General features: G+C 62.6%; 21 protein-coding genes. 9 read left to right on the forward strand and 12 right to left on the reverse strand.

Going from position 1 to position 21,655, the window contains the following annotated elements; genetic code table 11:
- Window positions 1-7 precede the first annotated feature (7 nt).
- A complete protein-coding gene (gene tssJ / locus ABIC50_RS18670; protein WP_354166072.1) occupies window positions 8-517 on the forward strand; it encodes a type VI secretion system lipoprotein TssJ in 510 nt (169 codons plus the stop codon).
- Window positions 518-652: 135 nt separating this feature from the next.
- On the opposite strand, the gene ABIC50_RS18675 is transcribed toward tssJ, so the two are convergent.
- The gene (locus tag ABIC50_RS18675) at window positions 653-1,531 is read right to left on the reverse strand and encodes a MurR/RpiR family transcriptional regulator (RefSeq protein ID WP_011659129.1); all 879 of its coding nucleotides are present in this window, start codon (window positions 1,529-1,531) and stop codon (window positions 653-655) included.
- A gap of 333 nt (window positions 1,532-1,864) precedes the next feature.
- Here ABIC50_RS18675 and ggt point away from each other — a divergent pair, with 333 nt between their 5' ends.
- Complete coding sequence (gene ggt, locus ABIC50_RS18680) at window positions 1,865-3,616, forward strand: gamma-glutamyltransferase (protein WP_354166074.1); 1,752 nt, start codon at window positions 1,865-1,867, stop codon at window positions 3,614-3,616.
- Between the two features lie 175 nt (window positions 3,617-3,791).
- Complete coding sequence (locus tag ABIC50_RS18685) at window positions 3,792-5,120, forward strand: dicarboxylate/amino acid:cation symporter (protein ID WP_011659127.1); 1,329 nt, start codon at window positions 3,792-3,794, stop codon at window positions 5,118-5,120.
- Here ABIC50_RS18685 and ABIC50_RS18690 read toward each other — a convergent pair.
- Both ABIC50_RS18690 and ABIC50_RS18695 read right to left on the reverse strand, forming a co-directional pair.
- Window positions 5,117-5,506, reverse strand: a complete 390-nt coding sequence (locus ABIC50_RS18690) for a DUF3331 domain-containing protein (protein WP_006752593.1) — start codon at window positions 5,504-5,506, stop codon at window positions 5,117-5,119. The two genes, ABIC50_RS18685 and ABIC50_RS18690, sit on opposite strands and share 4 nt — an antisense overlap.
- A 31-nt stretch (window positions 5,507-5,537) precedes the next feature.
- Window positions 5,538-6,839 carry an NAD(P)/FAD-dependent oxidoreductase gene (locus tag ABIC50_RS18695; RefSeq protein WP_354166076.1) on the reverse strand — a complete coding sequence of 434 codons (1,302 nt, stop codon included), beginning with the start codon at window positions 6,837-6,839 and terminating at the stop codon, window positions 5,538-5,540.
- A 148-nt stretch (window positions 6,840-6,987) separates the two neighbouring features.
- Between ABIC50_RS18695 and ABIC50_RS18700 the strand changes: the two genes are divergently transcribed.
- Window positions 6,988-7,641, forward strand: coding sequence for a TetR/AcrR family transcriptional regulator (locus ABIC50_RS18700; protein WP_354166078.1), 654 nt, complete (start codon window positions 6,988-6,990; stop codon window positions 7,639-7,641).
- 35 nt (window positions 7,642-7,676) lie between these two features.
- Here ABIC50_RS18700 and ABIC50_RS18705 read toward each other — a convergent pair whose 3' ends face one another.
- A complete protein-coding gene (locus tag ABIC50_RS18705; protein ID WP_354166501.1) occupies window positions 7,677-8,588 on the reverse strand; it encodes a LysR family transcriptional regulator in 912 nt (303 codons plus the stop codon).
- 114 nt (window positions 8,589-8,702) lie between these two features.
- Between ABIC50_RS18705 and ABIC50_RS18710 the strand changes: the two genes are divergently transcribed.
- Window positions 8,703-9,464 carry an SDR family NAD(P)-dependent oxidoreductase gene (locus tag ABIC50_RS18710; protein WP_354166081.1) on the forward strand — a complete coding sequence of 254 codons (762 nt, stop codon included), beginning with the start codon at window positions 8,703-8,705 and terminating at the stop codon, window positions 9,462-9,464.
- Window positions 9,465-9,504: 40 nt separating this feature from the next.
- Here the strand turns inward: ABIC50_RS18710 and soxR are convergent, their stop codons facing one another.
- On the reverse strand, window positions 9,505-9,981 hold the full coding sequence (soxR, locus tag ABIC50_RS18715; RefSeq protein ID WP_354166083.1) for a redox-sensitive transcriptional activator SoxR: 477 nt from the start codon (window positions 9,979-9,981) through the stop codon (window positions 9,505-9,507).
- Between the two features lie 78 nt (window positions 9,982-10,059).
- Here soxR and ABIC50_RS18720 point away from each other — a divergent pair, with 78 nt between their 5' ends.
- Window positions 10,060-10,269 carry a hypothetical protein gene (locus tag ABIC50_RS18720; RefSeq protein ID WP_354166085.1) on the forward strand — a complete coding sequence of 70 codons (210 nt, stop codon included), beginning with the start codon at window positions 10,060-10,062 and terminating at the stop codon, window positions 10,267-10,269.
- Window positions 10,270-10,581: 312 nt separating this feature from the next.
- On the opposite strand, the gene ABIC50_RS18730 is transcribed toward ABIC50_RS18720, so the two are convergent.
- Window positions 10,582-10,956, reverse strand: a complete 375-nt coding sequence (locus ABIC50_RS18730; RefSeq protein ID WP_354166088.1) for a hypothetical protein — start codon at window positions 10,954-10,956, stop codon at window positions 10,582-10,584.
- A gap of 610 nt (window positions 10,957-11,566) precedes the next feature.
- Between ABIC50_RS18730 and ABIC50_RS18735 the strand changes: the two genes are divergently transcribed.
- Window positions 11,567-12,685, forward strand: coding sequence for a porin (locus ABIC50_RS18735; RefSeq protein ID WP_011659117.1), 1,119 nt, complete (start codon window positions 11,567-11,569; stop codon window positions 12,683-12,685).
- Window positions 12,686-12,873: 188 nt separating this feature from the next.
- On the opposite strand, the gene ABIC50_RS18740 is transcribed toward ABIC50_RS18735, so the two are convergent.
- A complete protein-coding gene (locus ABIC50_RS18740; protein ID WP_006752579.1) occupies window positions 12,874-13,272 on the reverse strand; it encodes a GreA/GreB family elongation factor in 399 nt (132 codons plus the stop codon).
- 513 nt (window positions 13,273-13,785) lie between these two features.
- On the opposite strand from ABIC50_RS18740, the gene ABIC50_RS18745 reads away from it, so the two are divergent.
- Window positions 13,786-14,115, forward strand: a complete 330-nt coding sequence (locus ABIC50_RS18745; protein WP_354166090.1) for a DUF4148 domain-containing protein — start codon at window positions 13,786-13,788, stop codon at window positions 14,113-14,115.
- Window positions 14,116-14,267: 152 nt separating this feature from the next.
- Here ABIC50_RS18745 and ABIC50_RS18750 read toward each other — a convergent pair whose 3' ends face one another.
- The gene (locus ABIC50_RS18750; protein WP_175654545.1) at window positions 14,268-14,729 is read right to left on the reverse strand and encodes a CBS domain-containing protein; all 462 of its coding nucleotides are present in this window, start codon (window positions 14,727-14,729) and stop codon (window positions 14,268-14,270) included.
- 177 nt (window positions 14,730-14,906) lie between these two features.
- On the opposite strand from ABIC50_RS18750, the gene ribA reads away from it, so the two are divergent.
- Window positions 14,907-15,557 (forward strand): GTP cyclohydrolase II, encoded by a 651-nt coding sequence (gene ribA / locus ABIC50_RS18755; RefSeq protein WP_011659115.1) that lies wholly within the window; start codon window positions 14,907-14,909, stop codon window positions 15,555-15,557.
- A 714-nt stretch (window positions 15,558-16,271) separates the two neighbouring features.
- Here the strand turns inward: ribA and ABIC50_RS18760 are convergent.
- Genes ABIC50_RS18760 through ABIC50_RS18775 form a run of 4 tightly spaced genes read right to left on the reverse strand, consistent with a single transcriptional unit; the run spans window position 16,272 to window position 21,615 of the window.
- Window positions 16,272-17,141, reverse strand: coding sequence for a hypothetical protein (locus ABIC50_RS18760; protein ID WP_354166092.1), 870 nt, complete (start codon window positions 17,139-17,141; stop codon window positions 16,272-16,274).
- Window positions 17,119-19,848, reverse strand: a complete 2,730-nt coding sequence (locus ABIC50_RS18765) for an Mks condensin complex protein MksF (protein ID WP_354166094.1) — start codon at window positions 19,846-19,848, stop codon at window positions 17,119-17,121. Before ABIC50_RS18765 ends, ABIC50_RS18760 begins: the two co-directional genes overlap by 23 nt.
- Window positions 19,845-20,396, reverse strand: coding sequence for a condensin complex protein MksE (locus tag ABIC50_RS18770; RefSeq protein ID WP_354166096.1), 552 nt, complete (start codon window positions 20,394-20,396; stop codon window positions 19,845-19,847). Before ABIC50_RS18770 ends, ABIC50_RS18765 begins: the two co-directional genes overlap by 4 nt.
- Window positions 20,383-21,615, reverse strand: coding sequence for an MksB family condensin complex protein (locus ABIC50_RS18775; protein ID WP_354166099.1), 1,233 nt, complete (start codon window positions 21,613-21,615; stop codon window positions 20,383-20,385). Before ABIC50_RS18775 ends, ABIC50_RS18770 begins: the two co-directional genes overlap by 14 nt.
- Window positions 21,616-21,655: the final 40 nt, after the last annotated feature.

Below are 21,655 nucleotides of genomic sequence, written 5' to 3' on the forward strand. Positions count from 1 at the left end.
AAATCGGATGATGCGAAACATTCGATTGGCGAGCGTCGCCGCGATGACGGCAGCATCATTGTCCGGCTGCGGCATGTGGCAATCGGTGAAGGCGACGACCGCCGACATGACGCGCGCGATTTTCGTCGCGAAGGTCAAGCAGATGAACCTCGTGATCGAAAGCCGCTCCGCACTCAACCCGAACGAGCGAGGACAATCGTTGCCGGTTGTGATGCGCGTCTACCAGTTGAAGGATGCGAAGGCCTTCGAGAGGGCAGCTTACAGCCAGCTTCTCGATGACGACAGAGCGTTACTGAGTGCCGATCTGCTCGGCAGTCTCGAGACCACGCTTGCCCCTGATGCCACCGTGAAACTGTCCGCGCCAATGCCGAATGACGTGCAAGCAGTGGGTGTCGCGGGGTTCTTTCGTGATCAGGGCGGTGCCGAGTGGCAACTCGTGATTCCGAAGTCACAGTGGAAGAAGACAAATCCCGTCAAGCTGATCGTGACCGGCAACCGGATGGAACTGATGCCATGAGCACGGTATCGCGAGGATGGAATGAGCCGCACATTGAACGTCTGGATTTTGTTTTTCGATTCAAGTCGCGAGCCCGACGACGTCGATAGCTGAAACCTCATGCCCGAATGACGATCGACCAAATGACGATCACCGTCACTCCGGCAAATCCCACTGATTCGCATCCCGCTCGACCCCACCCGTACTCAGTCGCTCGATTTTCTCCATCCGCTGCCGCGCCAGTTCGGGAAGCCGGTTCGTCACGCCGATCACCAGCGCTTCGGCGAGCGCGAGCGCGGGCACGTTCGTCTGCAGCATCGCGAACGGGCGTCCCTGGATCCGCAGCACGATTTCGGCGAATGCGCTGATCGGCGAGCGCCATTCGTCGGTAATCAGCAGCACCCGCACGCCGAGCTGGTGCGCAGCCTGCGCGAAGCGGATGCTGTCCTTCTGGTAGCGGCGAAAATCGAAAATGACCAGCACGTCGGCAGGCCCCATGTCCGTCAGCGTGACCGACGCGAGATTCACGTTCGGCTCGACGTACTGCACATGCGGGCGCGCATACGCGAGCGTGAAGGAAAACAGCGACGCGAGCGGCGCGGTATAACGCCCGCCGCCGCAAAACACGCGAAGATCCGGATCGGCCAGCAGCGTCACCGCTTCGTCGAACGCCGCCGCGTCGAGCTCGTCGATCGTCGTGGCGAGCGCTTGCGAGAGCCGCTGGAAGATCGCCGAATGACTGTCGCGCATTCCCGATTCCGAGTGGAACGCATCCATCCGCGCGAGCGGCGAATTCATCGCGGTGTCGATCTCGTCGTGCAACGCCTGCTGAAACGACGAGTAGTTCGGAAAGCCGATCCGCACGACGAAGCGAAACACGGTCGGGTCGCTGACTTCGGCTTGCTTCGCAAAACTGGCGATCGGCCCGAGACCGAGGCTCGGATAGCGATCCAGCAGCGCATGCGCGACCTTCTGTTCCGACGGCGTGAAGCTATCCATCTGGGATAGCAGCAACGCCCTGATGCTTGTCCCCATCGGGCACTCCGGCTTGCTCGTATCTGAATGACAAACGGCAGACCTGTGTCTGCCGGCGACTCCACGCATGTTAGCCGATCGATGGCCCGCGGGCCGTGTGCGACTCCAGATTAGAGGGCCGCATCGCCTCCGCTCTGATCATTCACATATGTAATAAAACAAACATTCAAAGCGACGGCGAACCCATCCGGTATAGCGAAATAATTCAGTGATAACCCTAGGTTTTTGAATAAAAACCCCGGTGATATGATCGCGGCCTCGCTGGAATGTACTGTTCATTACATGTCGGATCGCATCGGCATGGCCCGGTTTATTCGTCTGGAGGATTCCGTCATGAGGCGGCTCGTAGTACTCACCCTGTTGTCTGCCATGAGCGCGTGCGTGCTCGCCGCTTCGGAACCCGCGGTGGAAGCGAAGAACGGCATGGTCGTGTCGTCGCAGCATTACGCGTCACAGATCGGCGTCGACATCCTGAAGAAGGGCGGCAACGCGGTGGACGCCGCGGTGGCGGTCGGCTACGCGCAGGCGGTGACCAATCCGTGCTGCGGCAACATCGGCGGCGGCGGCTTCATGACCGTGCACCTGGCCGATGGCCGCGACCGCTTCATCAACTTCCGCGAAACGGCGCCGGCCGCGGCATCGGCGAACATGTATCTCGATGCGAAGGGCAACGTCATTCCGGACGACAGCCTGTACGGCTATCGCGCGGTCGGCGTGCCGGGCACGGTCGCCGGTCTCGACCTCGCGCAGCGCAAGTACGGCAAGCTGACGCGCAAGCAGGTGATGGAGCCGGCGATCCGGCTCGCGCGCGACGGCTTCGTGCTGACGCGCGGCGACACGGACATCCTCGACACGACGATCGAGCGCTTCAAGAAGGATCCGGAAGCCGCGCGCATCTTCCTGCGCCCGGACGGCACGCCGCTGCAGCCGGGCGACCGCCTGGTGCAGAAGGACCTGGTGCGCACGCTCGAGCGTATCGCGGAGCAGGGCCCCGAGGCGTTCTATCACGGCGAGATCCCGAAGATCGTCGAAGCGGCCGCGAAGCGCGGCGGCGGCCTGATCACGGCAGCCGATTTCGCATCGTATCGCGCGCAGGACGTTGCGCCGCTGACCTGCACGTATCGCGGCTACGAGTTCGTGTCGGCGCCGCCGCCGAGCTCGGGCGGCGTGACGATGTGCGAGACGCTGAACGTCCTCGAAGGCTATGACCTGCGCAAGATGGGCTACCAGTCGGCTTCGGTGGTCCACTACATGACCGAGGCGATGCGCCATGCCTACGAGGATCGCAACACGCTGCTGGGCGACCCGAACTTCATCGACAATCCCGTCGCGAAGCTGACGAGCAAGGCGTATGCGGCCGAGATCCGCAAGCAGATCAGCGGCGAGATGGCGACGGCGTCGGTCGATGTGCAGCCGGGCGTCGGCGTGCACGAGAAGCCGGAGACGACTCACTATTCGATCGTCGATCACGACGGCAACGCGGTGTCGACCACATACACCGTCAACGGCCGCTTCGGCGCCGTGGTGATCGCGCCGGGCACGGGCTTCTTCCTGAACGACGAGATGGACGACTTCACCGTGAAGGTCGGCGCGCAGAACCTGTTCGGCCTCGTGCAGGGCACGCGCAACTCGATCGCACCGGGCAAGCGCCCGCTGTCGTCGATGGCGCCGACGATCGTGAAGAAGGACGGCAACGTGTTCATGGTGGTCGGTTCGCCGGGCGGCTCGCGCATCATCACGATCACGCTGCAGACCGTGCTGAACGTGATCGACTACGGGATGACGCCGCAGGATGCGGTCGGCGCGCCGCGCGTCCATCATCAATGGCTGCCGGACGAGGTCTATTACGAGACCCGCGGCCTGTCGCCGGACACGCTCGCGATCCTGCACAAGATGGGCTACAAGATGGCCGAGCAGACGCCGTGGGGCGCCGCCGAGCTGATCATGGTCGGCCTGCCCGGCACCGAAGCGACGAGCCGCCAGAGTTCCGGTAACGACTCGTCGGTATCCGGCAATGTACGCGTCGGCTACATCTACGGCGTCAACGACCCGCGCCGCCCGGCCGGATCGGCGATCGGTTATTGACCGGTACTGACCTGATCCGGTTTGATCGCATCACATCGAACCGTTGCAACCGGCGTTCGCCATCGCGCGAGCGCCGGAGCAGCGACAGGGCGCACGACCGGCCCGCAACGCGCACCGTGGCACGGCACCGGCGCGGCGTTTTCTTCCATTCCTGCACCGTGCGTCGAGTACCGTTATGAACAAACGAATGTCCGCGGCAGTCTGGATCCTGCTCGCAATGGCGGCCGGCATCTTCATCGGCTACATGATCTACACGCAGTTTCCGGACAAGCAGTCCGCGACGGAAATCGCCGGCTACATCTCGCTCGTGTCCGACGTGTTCCTGCGCCTGATCAAGATGGTGATCGGCCCGCTGGTGTTCTCCACGCTCGTCGTCGGCATCGCGCACATGGGCGACGCATCGTCGGTGGGGCGCGTGTTCGTGAAGGCGTTCGGCTGGTTCGTCACCGCATCGCTGATTTCGCTGCTGCTCGGGCTGTTGATGGCGAACCTGCTGCGCCCCGGGGAAAACCTCGGCCTGCCGCTGCCGGATGTTGGCGCATCCGCGCATCTCGCGACGTCCAAGTTCACGCTGAAGGATTTCGTCAGTCACATGGTGCCGAAGTCGATCGCCGAGGCGATGGCGAACAACGAGATCCTGCAGATCGTCGTGTTCTCGATGTTCTTCGGCGTCGCGCTGTCGGCGCTCGGCGAGCGCGGCAAGATCCTCGTCGCCGCGATCGACCAGCTGGCGCACGTGATGCTGAAGATCACCGGCTATGTGATGAAGCTCGCGCCGCTCGCGGTGCTGGCCGCGATGGCGTCGACCGTCGCGATCAACGGGCTGTCGATCCTGCTGAAGTTCGCGGTGTTCATGGGCGACTTCTACGTGAGCCTGTTCCTGCTGTGGAGCACGCTCGTGGCCGCCGGCCTGCTGTTCCTCGGCCGTCGTGTGTTCAAGCTGCTGGCGCTGATCAAGGAAGCGTTCATGCTGTCGTTCGCGACTGCCAGCTCGGAAGCAGCCTACCCGAAGATCCTCGATGCGCTCGACCGGTTCGGCGTGCGGCGCAAGATCTCGAGCTTCGTGATGCCGATGGGCTATTCGTTCAACCTCGACGGCTCGATGATGTACTGCACGTTCGCGTCGTTGTTCATTGCACAGGCGTACAACATCCATCTGTCGCTCGGCACGCAGATCACGATGCTGCTGGTGCTGATGCTCACGTCGAAGGGGATGGCCGGCGTGCCGCGCGCATCGCTCGTCGTGATCGCGGCGACGCTGCACCAGTTCGACATTCCGGAAGCGGGGCTGCTGCTGATCCTCGGCGTCGACACGTTCCTCGACATGGGGCGCTCGGCCACCAATGCGGTGGGCAACTCGATCGCAAGCGCGGTGGTCGCGAAGTGGGAAGGCGAGCTGATGTCGGAGTCCGAAGCGAAGGCGCATGCCGCGCATCTCGACGCGGAACTGGAACGGCAGAACGGCGATCCGGCCTATGGCGCCGGTCGGGCGACGTCCGCTTAAGCGGCGCACGCCTCGTCGAGGGACGCCGCCAGCACCATCGCGGCGGCGTTGCCCGGCGCCGAGCCGAGCAGTTGCGGCGCATAGACGCTGTCGCCGGGCGCGATCGGCCGCCCCGACAGCGCGCAGACGCCGCGCTTGCGCGTCGTGAACAGCCGCCACTTCTGGTAACCGTAGTGGCCGGTGCACGCGTCGCGCCACGAAATCATCACGGTGTCGGCGGTGGGCCGCTCGAGCACGCTGATGGTCGGCTGGCTCGTCGCGTCCCACGACGGCAAGCGGTCGCGCGTGACGCTGCGCCGGCGCGGCGCGGCCCATGAGACGGACGGCATGTCGAAGCTGCCGATCGCGGCGACGGTCCTGAGCCAGGCGGCTGCACTGTTGCTCATGTCTGCTTTCCTCGAAACGTTACGCAATGTGTCAAGACAGGCGGATGCGCGGCTGCACGCAGCCGTTGATCCGTTCGGCGAGCCACAGCAGCGTCGCCTTGGAGAACCCGTGCAGCGCTTGCTGGTGCCGCCGGTACAGCATCAGATGGCTGAACTGGGCGAAACGCCCCTGGATGAAGCCGCCGCGGAAGAACCCGAATTGCCCGAGCGTCCCGAATGCGTCGTAGTCGCTGATCGACACGAGCGCGCCGAAATCGTGGAACGCGAACGGCGGCAACGGCTTGCCGTCGAGCCATGCGGGCAGGTGTTTCGCGAGATGCTCGGCCTGCTGGGTCGCGACCTGCGCGGTCGGCGGCAGCGGCCGCTCCTGGCCGTCGGGTTGCAGGCTCGCGCAATCGCCGATCGCGAACACGTGTTCATCGGCCGTGGCCTGCAACGTGGGCCCGACCATGATCTGGTTCGCACGGTTCGTATCGAGCCCGCCCAGCGCCTGCATGAAATCCGACGCCTTCACGCCGGCCGCCCACACCATCAAATCCGCTTCGGCAAACGAACCGTCTCCATAGTGGAAGCCGTTCGCATCGGCCGACGTGACGCGCGTCGACGTCAGCACGTGCATACCGATCTGTTCGAGCCGGCGCTGCGCGGACGCGGAAATCCTCGGCGGAAACGCGGCGAGGATGCGCGGGCCGCTTTCGAGCAGCGTCAGCTGCAGCCGCTCGCGCACCGTCGCATCGCCATACGCCTGCGCGACTTCCAGCAGCCGGCTCAGCTCCGCTGCCAGCTCCACGCCCGTCGCGCCCGCACCGACGATCGCGACGCGAAACGGCTCGTCGCGCGCGATGCTGCGGAACACGCGCATCCGCAGCGCTTCGTTGAATGTTTCGGCCTGCTGCTGGCTGTCGATGAAGTAGCAGTGCTCGCGCACGCCCGGCACGCCGAAATCGTTGGCCTGGCTGCCGAGCGCGAGGATCAGCACGTCGTATTCGAGCTCGCGCGCGTCGAGCAGGAGTTCGCCGTCCGGCGAGCGGATCTCGGCGAGCCGCACGCGGCGGCGCGCGCGATCGAGCCCCTTCAGTTCGCCGGGCTGGTACGTGTAGCCGTGGTCGCGCGCGTGGGCGAGGAAGATTACCTGCTGTTGCTGCACGTCCCGTGTGCCGGCCGCGATCGTGTGCAGCATCGGCTTCCACACGTGGGTCGGGCTGCGGTCGACGACGGTGACCTGCGCGCGCCCGCTACGGCCGAGGCGTTCACCGAGGCGGGTCGCGAGCTGCAAGCCGGCGATTCCGCCGCCGACGATGACGATGCGGGCAGGGCGAGTAAGGGTTGTCATGGATAAATCATCACGTGATGAATAAGGTATGATCCTAGCGCTTCCCGGCTTCGCGTGTCAACGGAGTGGGGCAGGCGGCCCGGCTCCGGCGACGCGAAACCGGGGCTCGAACACGGGCATTCGAATCAATCAACAGGAGCAGGAATACGTGGCTGAAGTCACTGAGTGCGCGCTGTCGAAGCGACGCACGCGCGGGCGGCCGCTGGCGGACGCGTCCGTCGGTCCGGACGTGATATTGCGAGCCGCGCGCCGCACGTTCGCGAAGCGCGGCTACGATGCGACGAGCGTGCGTGAGGTCGCGCGCGAGCTGGGCATCGACGCGGCGCTGATCGCCCATCATTTCGGCACGAAGGAAACGCTGTGGCTGGCGGTCGTCGAGCAGATTGCCGAGCTGGCCGAGCCGATGTTCGATGCATTGCGTGCGCTGCGCGCGTCGTCATTGCCGCATCGCGAGCGCATGCGGCGCGCGATCGAGCTGTGCGTCGATCACGAATTCGACGAGCCGGACATCGGCATGTTCTTCTCGACGGCGGCGACCGAGGAGGGCGCGCGGCTGGACCGGCTGCGGGAGCGGCTCGTGCGGCCGTATCACGACGCGATGTTTCCGCTGCTGGCGGAGGCTGTCGACGCCGGCGCGATCCGCCCGGTCGATCCGGATGTACTGTTCTTCATGATCGCGAGCGCGGTCGGCACGACGGTGTCGTATAGCCACCTGATTCTCGAGTTCACGTCGTTGCCCACGCGGCAGGATGCGTTCCGGCAGGCCGTGCTCGACGTCGCGCTCAACTTCCTGCTCGACTGAGCGCCGTGCGCGCGACGCGCGCGATCACGGCGCCGTCACGTCGCAGCCACCAGCCCCAGCGTGCCAACCGCGTGCCGCGCGCTGTCGCGCAGCGCGTCGACGAGCGGCGACGGCGTCCGGTACGCGATCGCCAGTTCGTACGCGAGCGGGCTGCCCGCGCCCGTCAGTTCGCAGAACGTAATGCCTTGCGGCTGCATCGGCACGAACAGCCGCGGCATCAGCGCGACACCGATGCCGCCCGCGACGAGTCCGGCGGTCGTCTGCATCTGACGCGGCTGCTGGACCACCCGCGGCGCGAAGCCGGCCTGCGCGCACGCCGTCACGATCCGCGCATGCATGCCGGGCCCGTGATGCGCGGCAAACAGCACCCACGGTTCGTCCGCCAGCTCGGCCAGCGCGATGCGGCGGCGGCGCGCGAGCCGGTGGCCGTCGGGCAGCGCGGCGGCCATCCGGTCGTGCAGCAGCGGCTCGACGTACACGTCGCCGGCATCGGCCACCGGCAGCACGACGAGGCCGACGTCCGTGCGGTCCTGACGCAGCGCGAGCACCTGCTCGGCGGTCGTGCCTTCTTCCAGCTGGAAATCGACGTCCGGATGCCGTTCCTGGAACGCGCGGAGGATCAGCGGCAGCAGTGCGTTGACCGTGCTGTCGACGAACCGCAGCCGCAGCGTGCCGCCCAGGCCGGCGCCGGCGCGTCGCGCCACGGCGACCGCCCGCTCGGCCTGCTCGATCGCGCGGCGCGCTTCGAGCAGGAAGGCATCGCCGGCCGGCGTGAGCGTCGCGCCGCGGTTGTCGCGTTCGAACAGCGCGACGCCCAACTCTTCCTCGAGCTTGCGGATGGCCGCGCTGAGCGGCGGCTGCGCCATGTGCAGGCGCTCGGCGGCGCGCCGGAAGCTGAGCGTTTCGGCGACGGCAATGAATTGCCGGAACTGGCGCAAATCGATCATTGCGATACCTTTCGCGTATCGGATGGTCATCGAATTCGTATTTTACCTATCGCTGTGCATTGTCCAGACTGCCAATGTCATCAATCGTCAACACCGAGGCAAGGAGGGCAGCACATGACAGGCAGCGAACGGCAACGTACGGCGATCGTCACGGGCGGGTCGAGCGGAATTGGCTTTGCGATCGCGCGCCGGCTGGTGGAGGACGGGTATCGCGTCGCGATCGTCGGGCGAGATGCGGGGCGGCTGGAAGCGGCTGTCGCCCGGCTCGGCAACGCGGCGATCGGGCAGGCGGCTGACCTGAGCGTGCGTCGCGACGCGGCGTCGGCGGTCGCGGCGATCATCGCGCGGTGGCCGCGCATCGACGTGCTGGTCAACAACGCGGGGCAGACAGGGCGGGTCGGCGCGGACACCGAAGCGGGCGATGCCGAAACCGTATGGGAAGCCGTCCTCGCCGCGAATCTCAAAAGCACGTTCATCACGACGCTGGCCGTGCTGCCGCACCTGGCCGAGCGCGCGGCGCGGATCGTGAACATCGGGTCGATCGCGGCGCGCGCCGGCAGCCTCCTGTCGGGCGGCCTCGCGTATGCGGCGGCGAAGGCGGGCGTCGAAGGGTTCACCGTGGCGCTGGCGCGCGAGCTCGGGCCGCGCGGTGTCACGGTCAATACGGTCGCGCCCGGCTATATCGCCGATACGCGCTTGTTCGGCGATGCCGGCGTCGCACCGGCCATCGCGGCGACGATCCGCGAGCAGACGCCGGTCGGCCGCGCCGGCCATCCGGACGACATCGCGGACGCGGTCGCGTGGCTCGCCGGGCCGCGCGCGTCGTTCGTCACCGGCGCGACGATCGCGGTGAACGGCGGCTGGCGGGTCGGGTGAGGCTAAAAGGCGGCGCCGCGCGTCGCGCCAGCCGCATGCGTCAGTCGAGATCGGGCGGCGTATCGCCGAGCCAGCGCCGCGCGCCGGGGCCGTTGCGCCCCGCGCGATCCTCGGGATTGGTCAACTTGCAGCGCTTCAGCGACAGGCAGCCGCAGCCGATGCATTCGTCGAGGTTGATGTAGAGCCGCTGCAGCTCCTCGATCCGGTTCGCGACGCGCTGCTTCCAGCCGCGTGACAGCCGCTGCCAGTCCTTGTTGGTCGGCGCGGTGTCTTCCGGCAGGCTCACGAGCTGCTCGGCGATCTCGTCGAGTGAATAGCCGATCTTCTGCGCGAACACGATGAACGCGATCCGCCGCAGCACCGCGCGCGAATAGTGGCGATGGCTCGAGCCGTTGCGGTGCGACTTGATCAGTCCGCGCGTCTCGTAGAAGCGCAGCGTGGACGCCGGTACGCCGCTGCGCGCCGCCACTTCGCGGATCGACATCAGCGGCCATTGCGGGGTTTCGTCGATACCCATGCGCCCTCCGGGAAAGCTTGACTTGAAGTTAACTTCAACTTTTATGCTGCGCGGAAGTTTAACCCGTCACGAGGCGTCATGCTTCCCTTATCCCTACGCAGGACGTCGCTTTTGGGCGCGGCCTGCGCACTGCTGCGGGCGTTATTCGGGCTGCTGTATTTCGTGCTCCTGACGGTGTACCCGGAAGTGGAAGGCGTATACAGCCCCCGCGGCCGCTTCCTTGTGCGCGGTGGCAAGGAGGTGGCGCGCGGTGTCGGCACCCCGGTGATCCAGCCGAACGGGTACTGAGCACCGCGTCGCGTGTCGGCTGCGATGCGGATCAGTGGAACGAGCTGCCCGCGAGCATCCCGCCGTCGACGATGAATTCCGAGCCCGTGCAGTACGTGGATTCGTCGGATGCGAGGAACAGCACGGGACGATCGCGGCTTGAGGCGAGCGATCCGCCGTGAGCGGGGCAGCTGAGAGCGGCTGCGGTCCGGGGCCGATTCGGATGCCGATTAGCTGCCTCGCACGGCGGCGCGCCGTCCTTCTACCGTCCACCGCCGCCGGGCCGTCCGCCGTACGGCGTTGCGCCGACCGAGAGCCGGCGCGGGCGCCCGCCTATCGCCAGGTGCCGTCGACGTAGATCCACACCGGCCCCTGGCGCCGCCAGTAGCCGGGCACCCACCGACGCCCCGGGCGCCGCGCGACCCAGCGGCCGGACACCCATATATAGTGGCCGCGCTGCCAGCGCCAGTAGCCATCGGTCCAGACATAGCCGTGCGGCCGGGGCGGCGGCGGACGGCGATCGTGCCGCGGTGCCGGCGGCGCGAAGCGCGGGCGATCGGGATAAGGCGGCCTGCCGGGTCCGTGATTCGGTCCGGCAGGCCGGTATCCCGGCGGTGCGGGCTGGGCCGAAGCGGTACGCAGCCAGCCGCCGGTGGCTGCCACGGCGGCGGTCAGTCCGATGGCGCGCAACAACGAGCGTCGATTCATCGCGGATCCTCTTATATGTAGTCGGGTCCGCCGTACATTAGCCTCCCGGTCTCGTGGCCGGGTTACGGGGGCCGTTAAGGCTGTTACCGCATGTCACGAGGGCCCGTTGGTCGTCCGGCGGGCCGGCCGATCTGCCGTTGCAGCCCGGTGCCGACGGCGCAGGACACCAGCAATGGCCGCGCGGATGTGTGTTTACCGTTTGATCGCTTGGTTTTTAGTCGACGCGGGCCGGTATTTGAGATTTATTTGGGTAAAAGTTGCCGATCTCGGGTGATTTGCGGATTCCGCTTGTTGTTTCTATGCAACCGTCAAGACGCTGACACGAAGGAATGGTGGGATAGAAGGGTCCAAAAAACCGTCGTCAAGAAGTCAAAAAAAGACGTCAAAACAAATACTTATAACTCATCCCCACTTTCATTATTTCTAGTTCTGGAAAAGCTTATTTCTTTATTTGCAGATCGCGCCCCTAGGGTACACCCCTAAACTCACGGTTCCCAAACGGGCAACTATCCGGGCGCCGCCAGCAGGACCGATGGCGCTCCCGGGCGGTTGCAGACCGTTTATGAACAAGGTCGCGAGACCTGCCTCTTTTTAGAAGGGAGCTCCACGAATGAACAAGACTCTGATCGTTGCAGCAGCTGCAGCATCGTTCGCTACCGTCGCTCACGCGCAAAGCAGCGTCACGCTGTACGGCGTGCTGGACGCAGGCATCACCTACACGAGCAACGTCCAGCCGGCACTCGGCCAAGCTGGCAAGTCGCGTTGGGCGATGGGTTCGGGCATTGACCAGAGCCGTTTCGGCCTGCGTGGCTCGGAAGACCTGGGTGGCGGCCTGAAGGCAATCTTCACGTTGGAAAGCGGCTTCGGCATCGGTAACGGCAAGCTGGGCAACAACGGCGGCATGTTCAACCGTCAAGCATTTGTCGGCCTGTCGAGCCAGTACGGCACGGTCACGCTGGGTAAGCAGTATGACGCAACGCAAGACTACCTGGCGCCGCTGACGGCAACGGGCTCGTGGGGCGGCACGTACTTCGCGCACCCGCTGAACCTCGACCGTCTGAGCACGACCGGTGACGTCGCAGCGAACAACACCATCAAGTTCACGAGCGCGAACTACGCTGGCCTGCAATTCGGCGGCACGTACTCGTTCTCGAACAACACGAACTTCGGTAACAACCGTGCGTACAGCGCAGGCGTTGCATACCAGTTCCAAGGCCTGAAGCTGGCGGGTGCATACTCGCAAGCGAACCTGGGTGACGGTACGAACGCAAACGGCGCGACGTCGTCGGCAATCGGTGGCGTTGCTAGCCAAGGCCGCGTCCGCACGTACGGTGCTGCTGCTGGTTACGCATTCGGCCCGGCACAAGTCGGCGCTGCATGGACGCAAGCACGTCTCGACAACAACGCAGTTGGTCTGGGCACGCTGCGCACCGACAACTACGAAGTCAACGCAAAGTACAACCTGACGCCGGCTCTCGGCCTGGGTGCTGCTTACACGTACACGAACGCGAAGATCAACAACGGCAGCACGCACTGGAACCAGTTCGGCCTGCAAGCTGACTACTCGCTGTCGAAGCGCACGGACGTCTACGCACAAGCTGTGTACCAGCGTGCAGCGAAGAACGGCATTGGCGCATCGATCTACAACGGCGACAGCTTCAGCAACAACCTGCCGAGCTCGTCGATCAACCAAACCGCAGCAACGGTTGGTCTGCGTCACCGCTTCTAAGCGTGACAAGCGGGGTAACCCGCTTCGCAGTATCGAAAAGGCGCCTTCGGGCGCCTTTTTTTCGCCTGTCGAATACGGCGACGCGGGTCGCGACGACGGTGTGTCTCGTCCGGACGCAAAAAAAACGAGGCTCAGGGCCTCGCTTTTCGTTTGGGATGGCCGAGGTACGCTGCCGGCCCGCAGCGGCGTCAGCGCGTGTATTCGCCGTTGGCTTCCGGCTGGAACACGATCGCTGCAACCTTCATCAGCTTTTCGGCGCCGCTCGGCTGCAGCACCTTCACCAGTTGACCGCGTTGCGTGCCCAGCAGCGCCATGCCGACCGGCGAAAACACGTTCAGGCGCCCGAGCTCGAGATTGGCGGCATCCGGATAAACAATCGTCCAGGTGGCCTGTTCCTGGGATGCTTCGTCGAGCAGCGTGATCTGCGAGTTCATCGTGACGACGTTCGCCTTGATGGCGTCGGGCTGGACGATGTCCGCGCGCTCGAGCAGCGTGTCGAGCATCGCCTGGAAGCGCGGGTTGTGTTCGGCGTGCTTCTCGAGGCGAGCGACGTCGACTTCGCTCAGCTGGTAAAGGCGTTGTTTCATGGCAGTTCTCCAAATGATCGGCGGGGGCAGGCGTGGCATGCCTATGAGGATCGCCCGGAGCCTGTCTGACCTGGCTCCGGGAGGAGACCGTGCCGTCAGATCAGGCGCCGGGCAGGGGCGAGCGGTGCCTGGGCCGTGCGTCGAGCGCAGGTGGGCGCCGGATGACCGGCGCGCATGCACACGCCGGCGGGGCCGGACGGCAAAACCGAAAGAGGCGTGGGCGCGTGCATAGTGGATAGGGTACCGACGGTTGAATAAAGCCTTACGATTCTACAACACAACCTTCCGGATCGGCGATTTGGCTGTCGGCCTTCCGTCAGGCATTGTTGTGGAAATGCCTTAAGTGATGGCGATGCAGTGACGCGACGGCGATGGATTTTTTCCAAAAACGCAACGCTGTATGTTCAAACCAAGGGTTTCCCCTTGGTATCGGGAGCACTACACTTGGTTCCATCGCTTCAGACAGTCCTGCCGGGAGCGACGCCAAAAGAGAACATATTTCGGAGGTCCATCATGAAGTCGATCATCTACGCAGCGATCGCTGCATCCGTCCTTGCCGCCCCGATCGCATCGTTCGCACAGTCCGAGCAGGGGTTGACCCGTGAGCAGGTCCGGGCCGATCTCGTGCAAGTCGAACAGAACGGTTACAAGCCGGTCGCGAGCGATTCGCAATATCCGCAGGACATCCAGGCCGCGGAACGACGGATTCAGCCGAGCCAGCCGATGCTCGCCCAAGCCGATACGAGCGGCTACGGTGCGGTGGCGATGAGCGCAGGCCAGTCGGGCCGCCGCGTCACGCGTGAAGCCCCGAACCCCGTGAACTCCGTCTACTTCGGCAACTGAATATCCCGGGTCTGCCCGAGCACAGCATGTGACCGACGGGGCGCGCGCCGCTAGCGCGCGTCCGCGTCAGCAGAGCAGAACCTCCGTCGCCGCACTCCGGCGGCTTTCCCGCCCAGACGCTCGCGCGTTTGGGCCTTTTTCACTGGAGTGGATCAGACGGACGTGACCGACGGGGTGCCGTGGATATAGTGTTCCAGCTGGCTGATCGTGAATTGCTGGTCGGCAATCACGCTCTTCACCAGGTCGCCGATCGAGATCAGGCCGATCAGCTTGCCGCCGTCGAGAACGGGCAGGTGGCGCATCCGGTGTTCGGTCATCAGCGCCATGCACTCGTCGGTGGATTGCGACGGTTCGACGTAGCGCACCTTGGCCGTCATGATTTCCTCGACGCGGGTGGCTTTCGACGAACGCTCCTGCAGCACGACCTTGCGCGCGTAGTCGCGCTCGGTAACGATGCCGGCGATGTCGTCACCTTCAACGACCAGCAGTGCGCCGATTCCCTTTTCGGCCATCAGCTTGATGGCGTCGTAGACGAAATCGGTTTTCGTGACGGTGTAGATCGTGCGGCCGGAATCCGGCTTGGCCTTGAGAATTTGCGCGACAGTCGTGCTCATTTGCTTTCTCCGTGTGCGGGACGATGCAGGGAAGGCAGGGCGTGATGCGCGGCACCCGAGGGGCCCAGTATAGCCGGGCCGACTGAGGCAGTCGCGTGACGTTTCCAGATTAGCGGTAAACTCCGGTCACGCACTATCCACACAACTCCTACATTCCTGATCGTTTCGACTCAATTCATGATGTCTTCGCGTCCCCAATCGCCCACGCCGGGCAATGGCCAGGCCGACGAGTGCGTGACGCTCGTCGCCACCGCGTCGCTGCCCACGCGCTACGGTACGTTCACGTCGTACGCTTTCCGCGTATCGGGCAGCGATGCCGAACATCTCGCGCTCGTGATGGGTGACGTCACCGGCGAGCAGTCCGTGCTGGCGCGGCTGCATTCCGAGTGCCTGACTGGCGACGTGTTCGGCTCCTACCGCTGCGATTGCGGCGAGCAGCTCGATCTCGCGCTGCGCTACATCGCGGCGGAAGACCGCGGCGTGCTGCTGTATCTGCGCGGCCACGAAGGGCGGGGCATCGGCCTGAGCAACAAGATCCGCGCATACGCGCTGCAGGAGCAGGGGCGCGATACCGTCGAGGCCAATCTCGACCTCGGCCTGCCTGACGACGCCCGCGAATACGACTCCGCCGCCGCGATCCTGCGGATCCTCGGCGTGACGTCGGTGCGTCTGATGAGCAACAACCCGAAGAAGTTCGACACGCTCGTGAAGCACGGCATTCCGGTCTGCGAACGCGTGGCGCTCGCGGTGCCGATGCGCGAGGAAAATGAGCGCTATATCCGGACCAAGCAGGCGAAGTTCGGGCATTACTTCGAAGAGAACGAGTAACGTAAGTTTCGGGCCTCTGAGTCGGTCAAATTGGATCTTTCGCGTGCAAGTGATTGAACTGTAGGGACTTTTGATGACCCTGGCTGGCGTGATGGCACGGGTATTTACCGCGTGCCAAAGCACAATACACCAATAGAAAGAAATGTAATGTTTGGCTTCGTGGAAAGCTGGTTTGACTTGGTTTGGCTGTAATTTATTGAATTTAAATGAATTTTTTGGTGGTCGCCGAGTCCGGTTGATACGTTTGCACTCAGCTTCACATACCTAGACCAGCTGTGCTGGCGTAGGTTTTCCCCAGCGTTACGAGAGAACCTACGCCGTGTATTTCTTCTTGCGGAAAACTTACGCCGAGGGAGCGAATTGTCTTCGGTGCGTTACCTGCGCCAGTACGCTTGGAGGTCCTGTGCGTTCAACGTGTATGCCTGTCCAATTATTTTTTGTTGTACACGAAACGTGGACGGCGTTAAATTTTAGATAGGGTCTTCCGCGTCCAGAATTTCCACTTGAGCACGATGTAGCAGTAGCACGCTGCAATCGGCACCACCCGAATGTTTGCCGGCCGCCTTTTCGCCGAACCCCGGATATGCGCGCCTGAACCTGTAATCAGTTCCGCCCGAACCCGTCTTGGGCATGTGAGCTGAAGGTGTCGGTGCAGTCAATATCCAGTACTTGGGTTGCCCTCCAGTCGCGGGACGGGGGGCAAAGTACTGGTGCTCAGGCTGGCTGAACACCGACTAGCAACGCTTCGTGTTCAAGTCCGGCACCGTGCGTTTGCATAAGGGTCACGATGCGGGCGACATACGGATCATTGGTGCCTGTCAGCCGGGGCATCAGGACCGCACTCTTCTGCAACAACGCAGCCTTCGAGTATTTGCGAAAGAGTTCGTCGATGCTCGGCGGAGCATGAGGGATGAGCTTTTCAGCGAGCCTTTCCTTGACGCGCAGATACTCGCAAAGCCCCACTGGATCAAAATCCGCACAATGTAGTACGGAGGTAATCGCCGAGGACCGGCTGATCCAGTCGAGCATGCGCTCCGAAATCCTGCCGGAATACAAAACGACAGCTGCGATCTTTTCCACGGTCCAATCGTATCGCATGAAGAGTTCGGGTCCTTCAACAAGCGCGACGGAGCCGGCGAGTTGCGGCTCGTATTTGCCCCCTAGGACTACTGAAACACATCCGAGCCGTTGCGTTTGATTGACAGTATCCGCGTCGTGATCTTGGCATGTGAGGGCCGCGGCGTCAAAGACCCTGACGTGGGTGAGTTCGAAGTCGAGTCCACCCTCTGCCTTGGTATCGCGAAAGCGTGCGAGTGCGCTGGTCCGAGTCCCAGTTGCGGCGGTGTTGTCCGCCATCAGGCCACCCGGGTAGAGGTTAGTGGCAAATGAACGGAGAATCGCCTGATTGGCACACACTACAACGCTGCCCCCGCCACTTCGCTGTGTCAGTAGCGCGCCACTGTCGAACGCCGCCTGCAGGCGCTTGCGTGTGGACTCAGACAGGGCGCTGAGTGGTGTACTGTCGCCCTCCAGCAGACGGTTAAGCAGTCCTGCGAAAGGGTCAAGCGGCTTCGAGTTCGTCATCGGGATCCTGGCGGCGGATACGGTGCTTCGGCTCGAGAACAGCACGCCCTTCTTTTGCCCAATGCACGAAGTACAGGGTGTCGGCGACTGCGACGGGGGTCGTACTTGCCAGTACGGGAACGAATCCCAGGCTGGTGGCAGTTTTCACCAGACCTTTCAGGTTTTCCTCGTCGATCTGGTTGGCCTCATCGAGATAGAACGGAATGGCGAAATTCCGGTCCTTTTTCATCATGTCCCTCATCAGCATCATGTTGACGAGGGCCTTGATCATCATCGTGGTGCCATTGGATTCGATGGCGTCCAGCTTCGAGAAAGTCTTGGTCCGGCCGTTGGCATATTCCACGACGAATTCAATGCCAAAGAGGTCGAGCAGTTCCACTTTTCCTGTTGCGCCGCGAATCAGGTTGCTGACTTCATCGACGGCCTGCTCCGTCTCGGCGCTGTCACCGAAGATGCCGCCCGCGTTGAAGAGGGCCTGGTAGGTCCTGATGCGATCACGGTTTTCCAGGACCTGCATCGAGATCGACTTCAGGTTAGAAACGGTTACGCTGCTTAGCCTCCGGCTGAACTCCGACACCCGATGAGCAAGTCTGTCAACATCGCTGAGCATCTCCTTGATGGATGACTTGATTTCCGTTACCAGCCCACTCCAGAGGGCGTCATAGGAGGCCTTCTTGTCCACGAGACTGTCGACCGCGTCTATGGCAGACGCAGCCTTTTCTTCGGGAGAGGTGCCGGACAAGCCATCCTGCATCCGGGATTCGAGGACTGCGATTTGCGTTTCGATGGAACGGGTAGCCTCACGTTCTGCGATATACGCATTTCGATACCGCTGAACGATGTCTTCGAACGACATGCCGGAACAGTCCGGTGCATCCTCAGCTTCGGGCCAGTCTTCATCGGGGGCGGAAACGCTTTCGCGCTCGATCTTCAGGATGTGTGCGTCAACCTGATTCCTACTGTTGAGTGCGTCCACCTTCTCTGTCGAGAGTGCACTGAGCAACTCGCTGATCTCCTCCTGCCGTAGTTCCATGGCTTCGCGCTGTGCACTAAGCTCTTCAACCTTCGCCTGCTGTGCCGGCAGTGCATTGAGTTTCTCCTGCAACGTAAGGTATTCGTCGATCTGCCTCTGGCGCGCGTAAATTTCTTCCTTTTTTGCTTCGATATCGCTCTTGAGCGTTTCGCGAGCCTGCGCATCTACGAGTTGCTGCCGGCGTGCCGAAAGCTTTTGCTCGAGCGCCGCAATCTCCTCAGTCAGTTTTGCGAGGTCCGGGATGATCGACGTCGGGCCCGGCACCGCCCGGATGGGAAACGAAATGCCGTGCCCCGAGAATCGCCTGGTCTGCGGGTGAATAAGGTTGTCGATGTGGTTCAGCGCGTTGACCAGCGCCTCCCGGTCGTCGATTTCGATGGCGTCCGCAGACAGTTCCCGCTCGAGCAGTTTCGGGTTCAGCACCCGAAAAACATCCTTCAGTTGGTGCTCACCGAGTTCCTTGGCGAGATAGGTTCCAAGGAACTTATGGTGAGTGTCGCTGATCCGGATTTTCTCCGCATGTTGCTGTTCCAGGTCGTCGATATCGCGACTGATTGCCGCTGCTGGTTCATCCGAACGATGATACTTGCCTTCGAGGATTTCGAGTTCGTCAACCAGGTTTTTCAGCGAAGACTGCTGGAGTTCCTTTTCGAAAAAGGCGTACTTCTTCTGGAGGGCCAATGTGGCGCCGACATACCGTTGTGCTTCAGCGAGTGGCAGGACGAGTGCTGTCTGCTGGAGTCGAAGGGCTCGGGCTTCGCCGACCAGTGCAGTATTCTTTCCGTCGGCATCTTGGATGACCTTTGAGTAGGCATTCCTGCTGGCCTGGAATTTTGCCAGGTCCTCCTCACGGACGTTGCATAGGGCGCGATACAGTGGCTTCAGCACAGCGCGCGAGCTTGTCTGCCTGTGGATCGAAGAACGAAGTTGTGTCACCAGAGGAGCGATGCCGTCAAGGCGGTCGATCGACCGTCTTTCAAGTTCAAGCTTTGCAAAACTGGCCTCGTGGTCCTTCTGGAGGTCGATGGTTGGTTTCGTAAATTCACGTCGATAGATTTCGACCAGCGTCTGCTTGATTGTTTCCTGCTCCATCTTGTTAAGCTCAAGCAGATTGCGGAACAGACGCGTAAATCGATCGTTTGACGTGCCATCGCGCAAGGGAACAATACCGAGGTTGAGTCGCCGGTCGTCCCAGGTGCCGATAAGGCCGGCCCGCATGTCTTTCGGCTCGAGAAGTCGGAAGTGTTGGCGACTGGCCATGATATCGGCCTTGATGTGTTCAAACTCGCGTACGACCTGATTGTCATCGACGAACATTGACCGTTCATACCGGCCCGGAAATGCAAACCGCTCAAAGCGGTAGGAGCCGATGGGACCCAAGCCACGCAGTCCTATCGTCACATAGCTGTGCGTTTCGGCCGACAGACACTCGAACAGGATGTAGCTGGTCGGGTGCCTGAAGTAGTACCGCCGTGTATCTTCGAGCGTATAGGCGCCAAAATGCATTGCGCTCTGTTCGGGGATGAACAGGAACTGCACAGCAGCGATGATCGAAGTCTTTCCGACGTTATTGCGTCCGACCAGGTGAATCGGACCTTGCAGGTCGACTTCGGCATAGTCATAGTTGCCCGAGCGGATGAAGACCATCCGCTTGCAGCCCGGAATATTGATCAAGCAGATTCTCCTTCGTTCGCGAGCCCGCAACCATCCGTCCGGCCGGTCCGTTTTGCCACGTCAAGGCAGACTTTCAGAATTCGGCGCGTGGGCGCAAGAAACTGGACCCTGTCGGCACTCTGACGGACGAACCCGGCGCGTTCCATGTTGCCAATAATCCTAATCAAGTTCATTTCGTCGTCGCCACCGATTTGGCGCATATAGCCTCGGTATCGCTCGGATTTCAGGTGCGGCAGGTCCCTGATATGCCTTGAACCGCCGAAGAGGCCATCTTCGATGCCGTGATCGTTGTCGCTCAGCCAATCAATCATGATGTAGGTGAAGAGGGCATATTGCTCGACACCTTTCGCAAGCCCTTTCTTCGATCCGTTGAAGTAATAGAAGCCGTGCGGATCGGCGACAAAATCAAAACCGAGCGAGCCGAAAATCTCGCGGTAGCGACCGGCGTGGGCAGATAGCGACGTGAAGACCTCCCCGTCGATGCTGCTGATATGCCGACCTCTTGCCAGCAGGCCAAAAGCCTCTTCGAGCTTGTCAGGCAGGTCCATGTTCGATCCTCATCGGGTAGTAGCTGTAGCGCACGCCGCAGAACACGGTATGGGTCTCCTCGTCCGAATGCGACGCTGACAGGCTGCCGTCAGCAGCGATTTCCTGGTATGCGCATAGCAGTTCCGTCTCGGACTGTCCGGAAAAAGACCCGAAGAGCCATGCAAGTACATCAGGGACGGGCGCATCACGGCGCAATTGGTCGATCACCTCATGCATGTAGAGGGGATCGGGGGCCTTTGCGACTCCCGAGGTGTCCAGTGTGACCAGTGGTGGGACGATGTCTTCCGTGTATTCCTGGACCTGCCACAGATGGTCTTCAAGCGCGTAGTCGGTGAATAGCGATTCCTCCGTCCAGTATGCGACGGGCATCCCGGCAACCATGTTCCATGCACCCGACCCGTTGCGCCCGAACGCCTCCAGCATGATTGCCGCGGCTGCCGCCAATTCGTGATCGCGCCGCAACTGGCTGTAGAGCGGGAATACCTCGGTATAGGATTCGTGAAAATTCTTTCGGGCCTCGCGCTTGAGCTGGAGCACATGTGCACGAAGCCGGCGAAGTGGATTCGATGTCGTTGCGGTCGTGTCGATGAGGTTGGCCGCGTCGCGACTGATACCAAGCACGCGGTCGAGCAACGAATCGAGTAGGCCATCGGCATCAACGAGATGCTGCATATGCACTAGGTGCCGCTCGTAGATGTCTTTGATGTAGACGTAACGCTCGCGCAACGTCTTTCTGTCGCCGCGAGTCTTCACGATTGCGACGGCGGCAAGCACCGCCGAATGATGGTCACTGCACAGCTTCTGCGCGCGCTGGACGTAATCGATCAGACGGAGCGCAACGCTCTCAAGAAGCACGATGTCGCGTGCCTGGACGAGCCGTCCCAAGGCGTTCGCCTCCTGTTCGAGGTCACCAAGAAGTCCCTGTAGCTCGCCTGGGGCGAGAAGCCGCTGGCGTCGTGCGAGGTGAAGAACGAAATCAGCGACGGCAGGCGGAATCTCCCATTCCCCGTCCGCCTCGGGTGAGGGTTCAAGCAGACCGTTGGATGACAGGAGTTCAGCGACGGCCTGCGCAGATTGAACGCGCTCCGGCATGACGGTCCATAGCGTGTCGTGGAGCAGAGCCAGCGAAACGCCGTGGCCGCGATGGGCGAGGGACTCGAGGGCATTGAAATATTCGGCAGCCAGTTGAAGCGTTTTTTTGGGATTTGTAGCCGGCATATGGAAAGAGGCCTTGCATCGATGCAAGGCCTTCGAGGTA

The organism is Burkholderia sp. 567 (genome assembly GCF_040545115.1).
Lineage (GTDB): Bacteria > Pseudomonadota > Gammaproteobacteria > Burkholderiales > Burkholderiaceae > Burkholderia > Burkholderia ambifaria.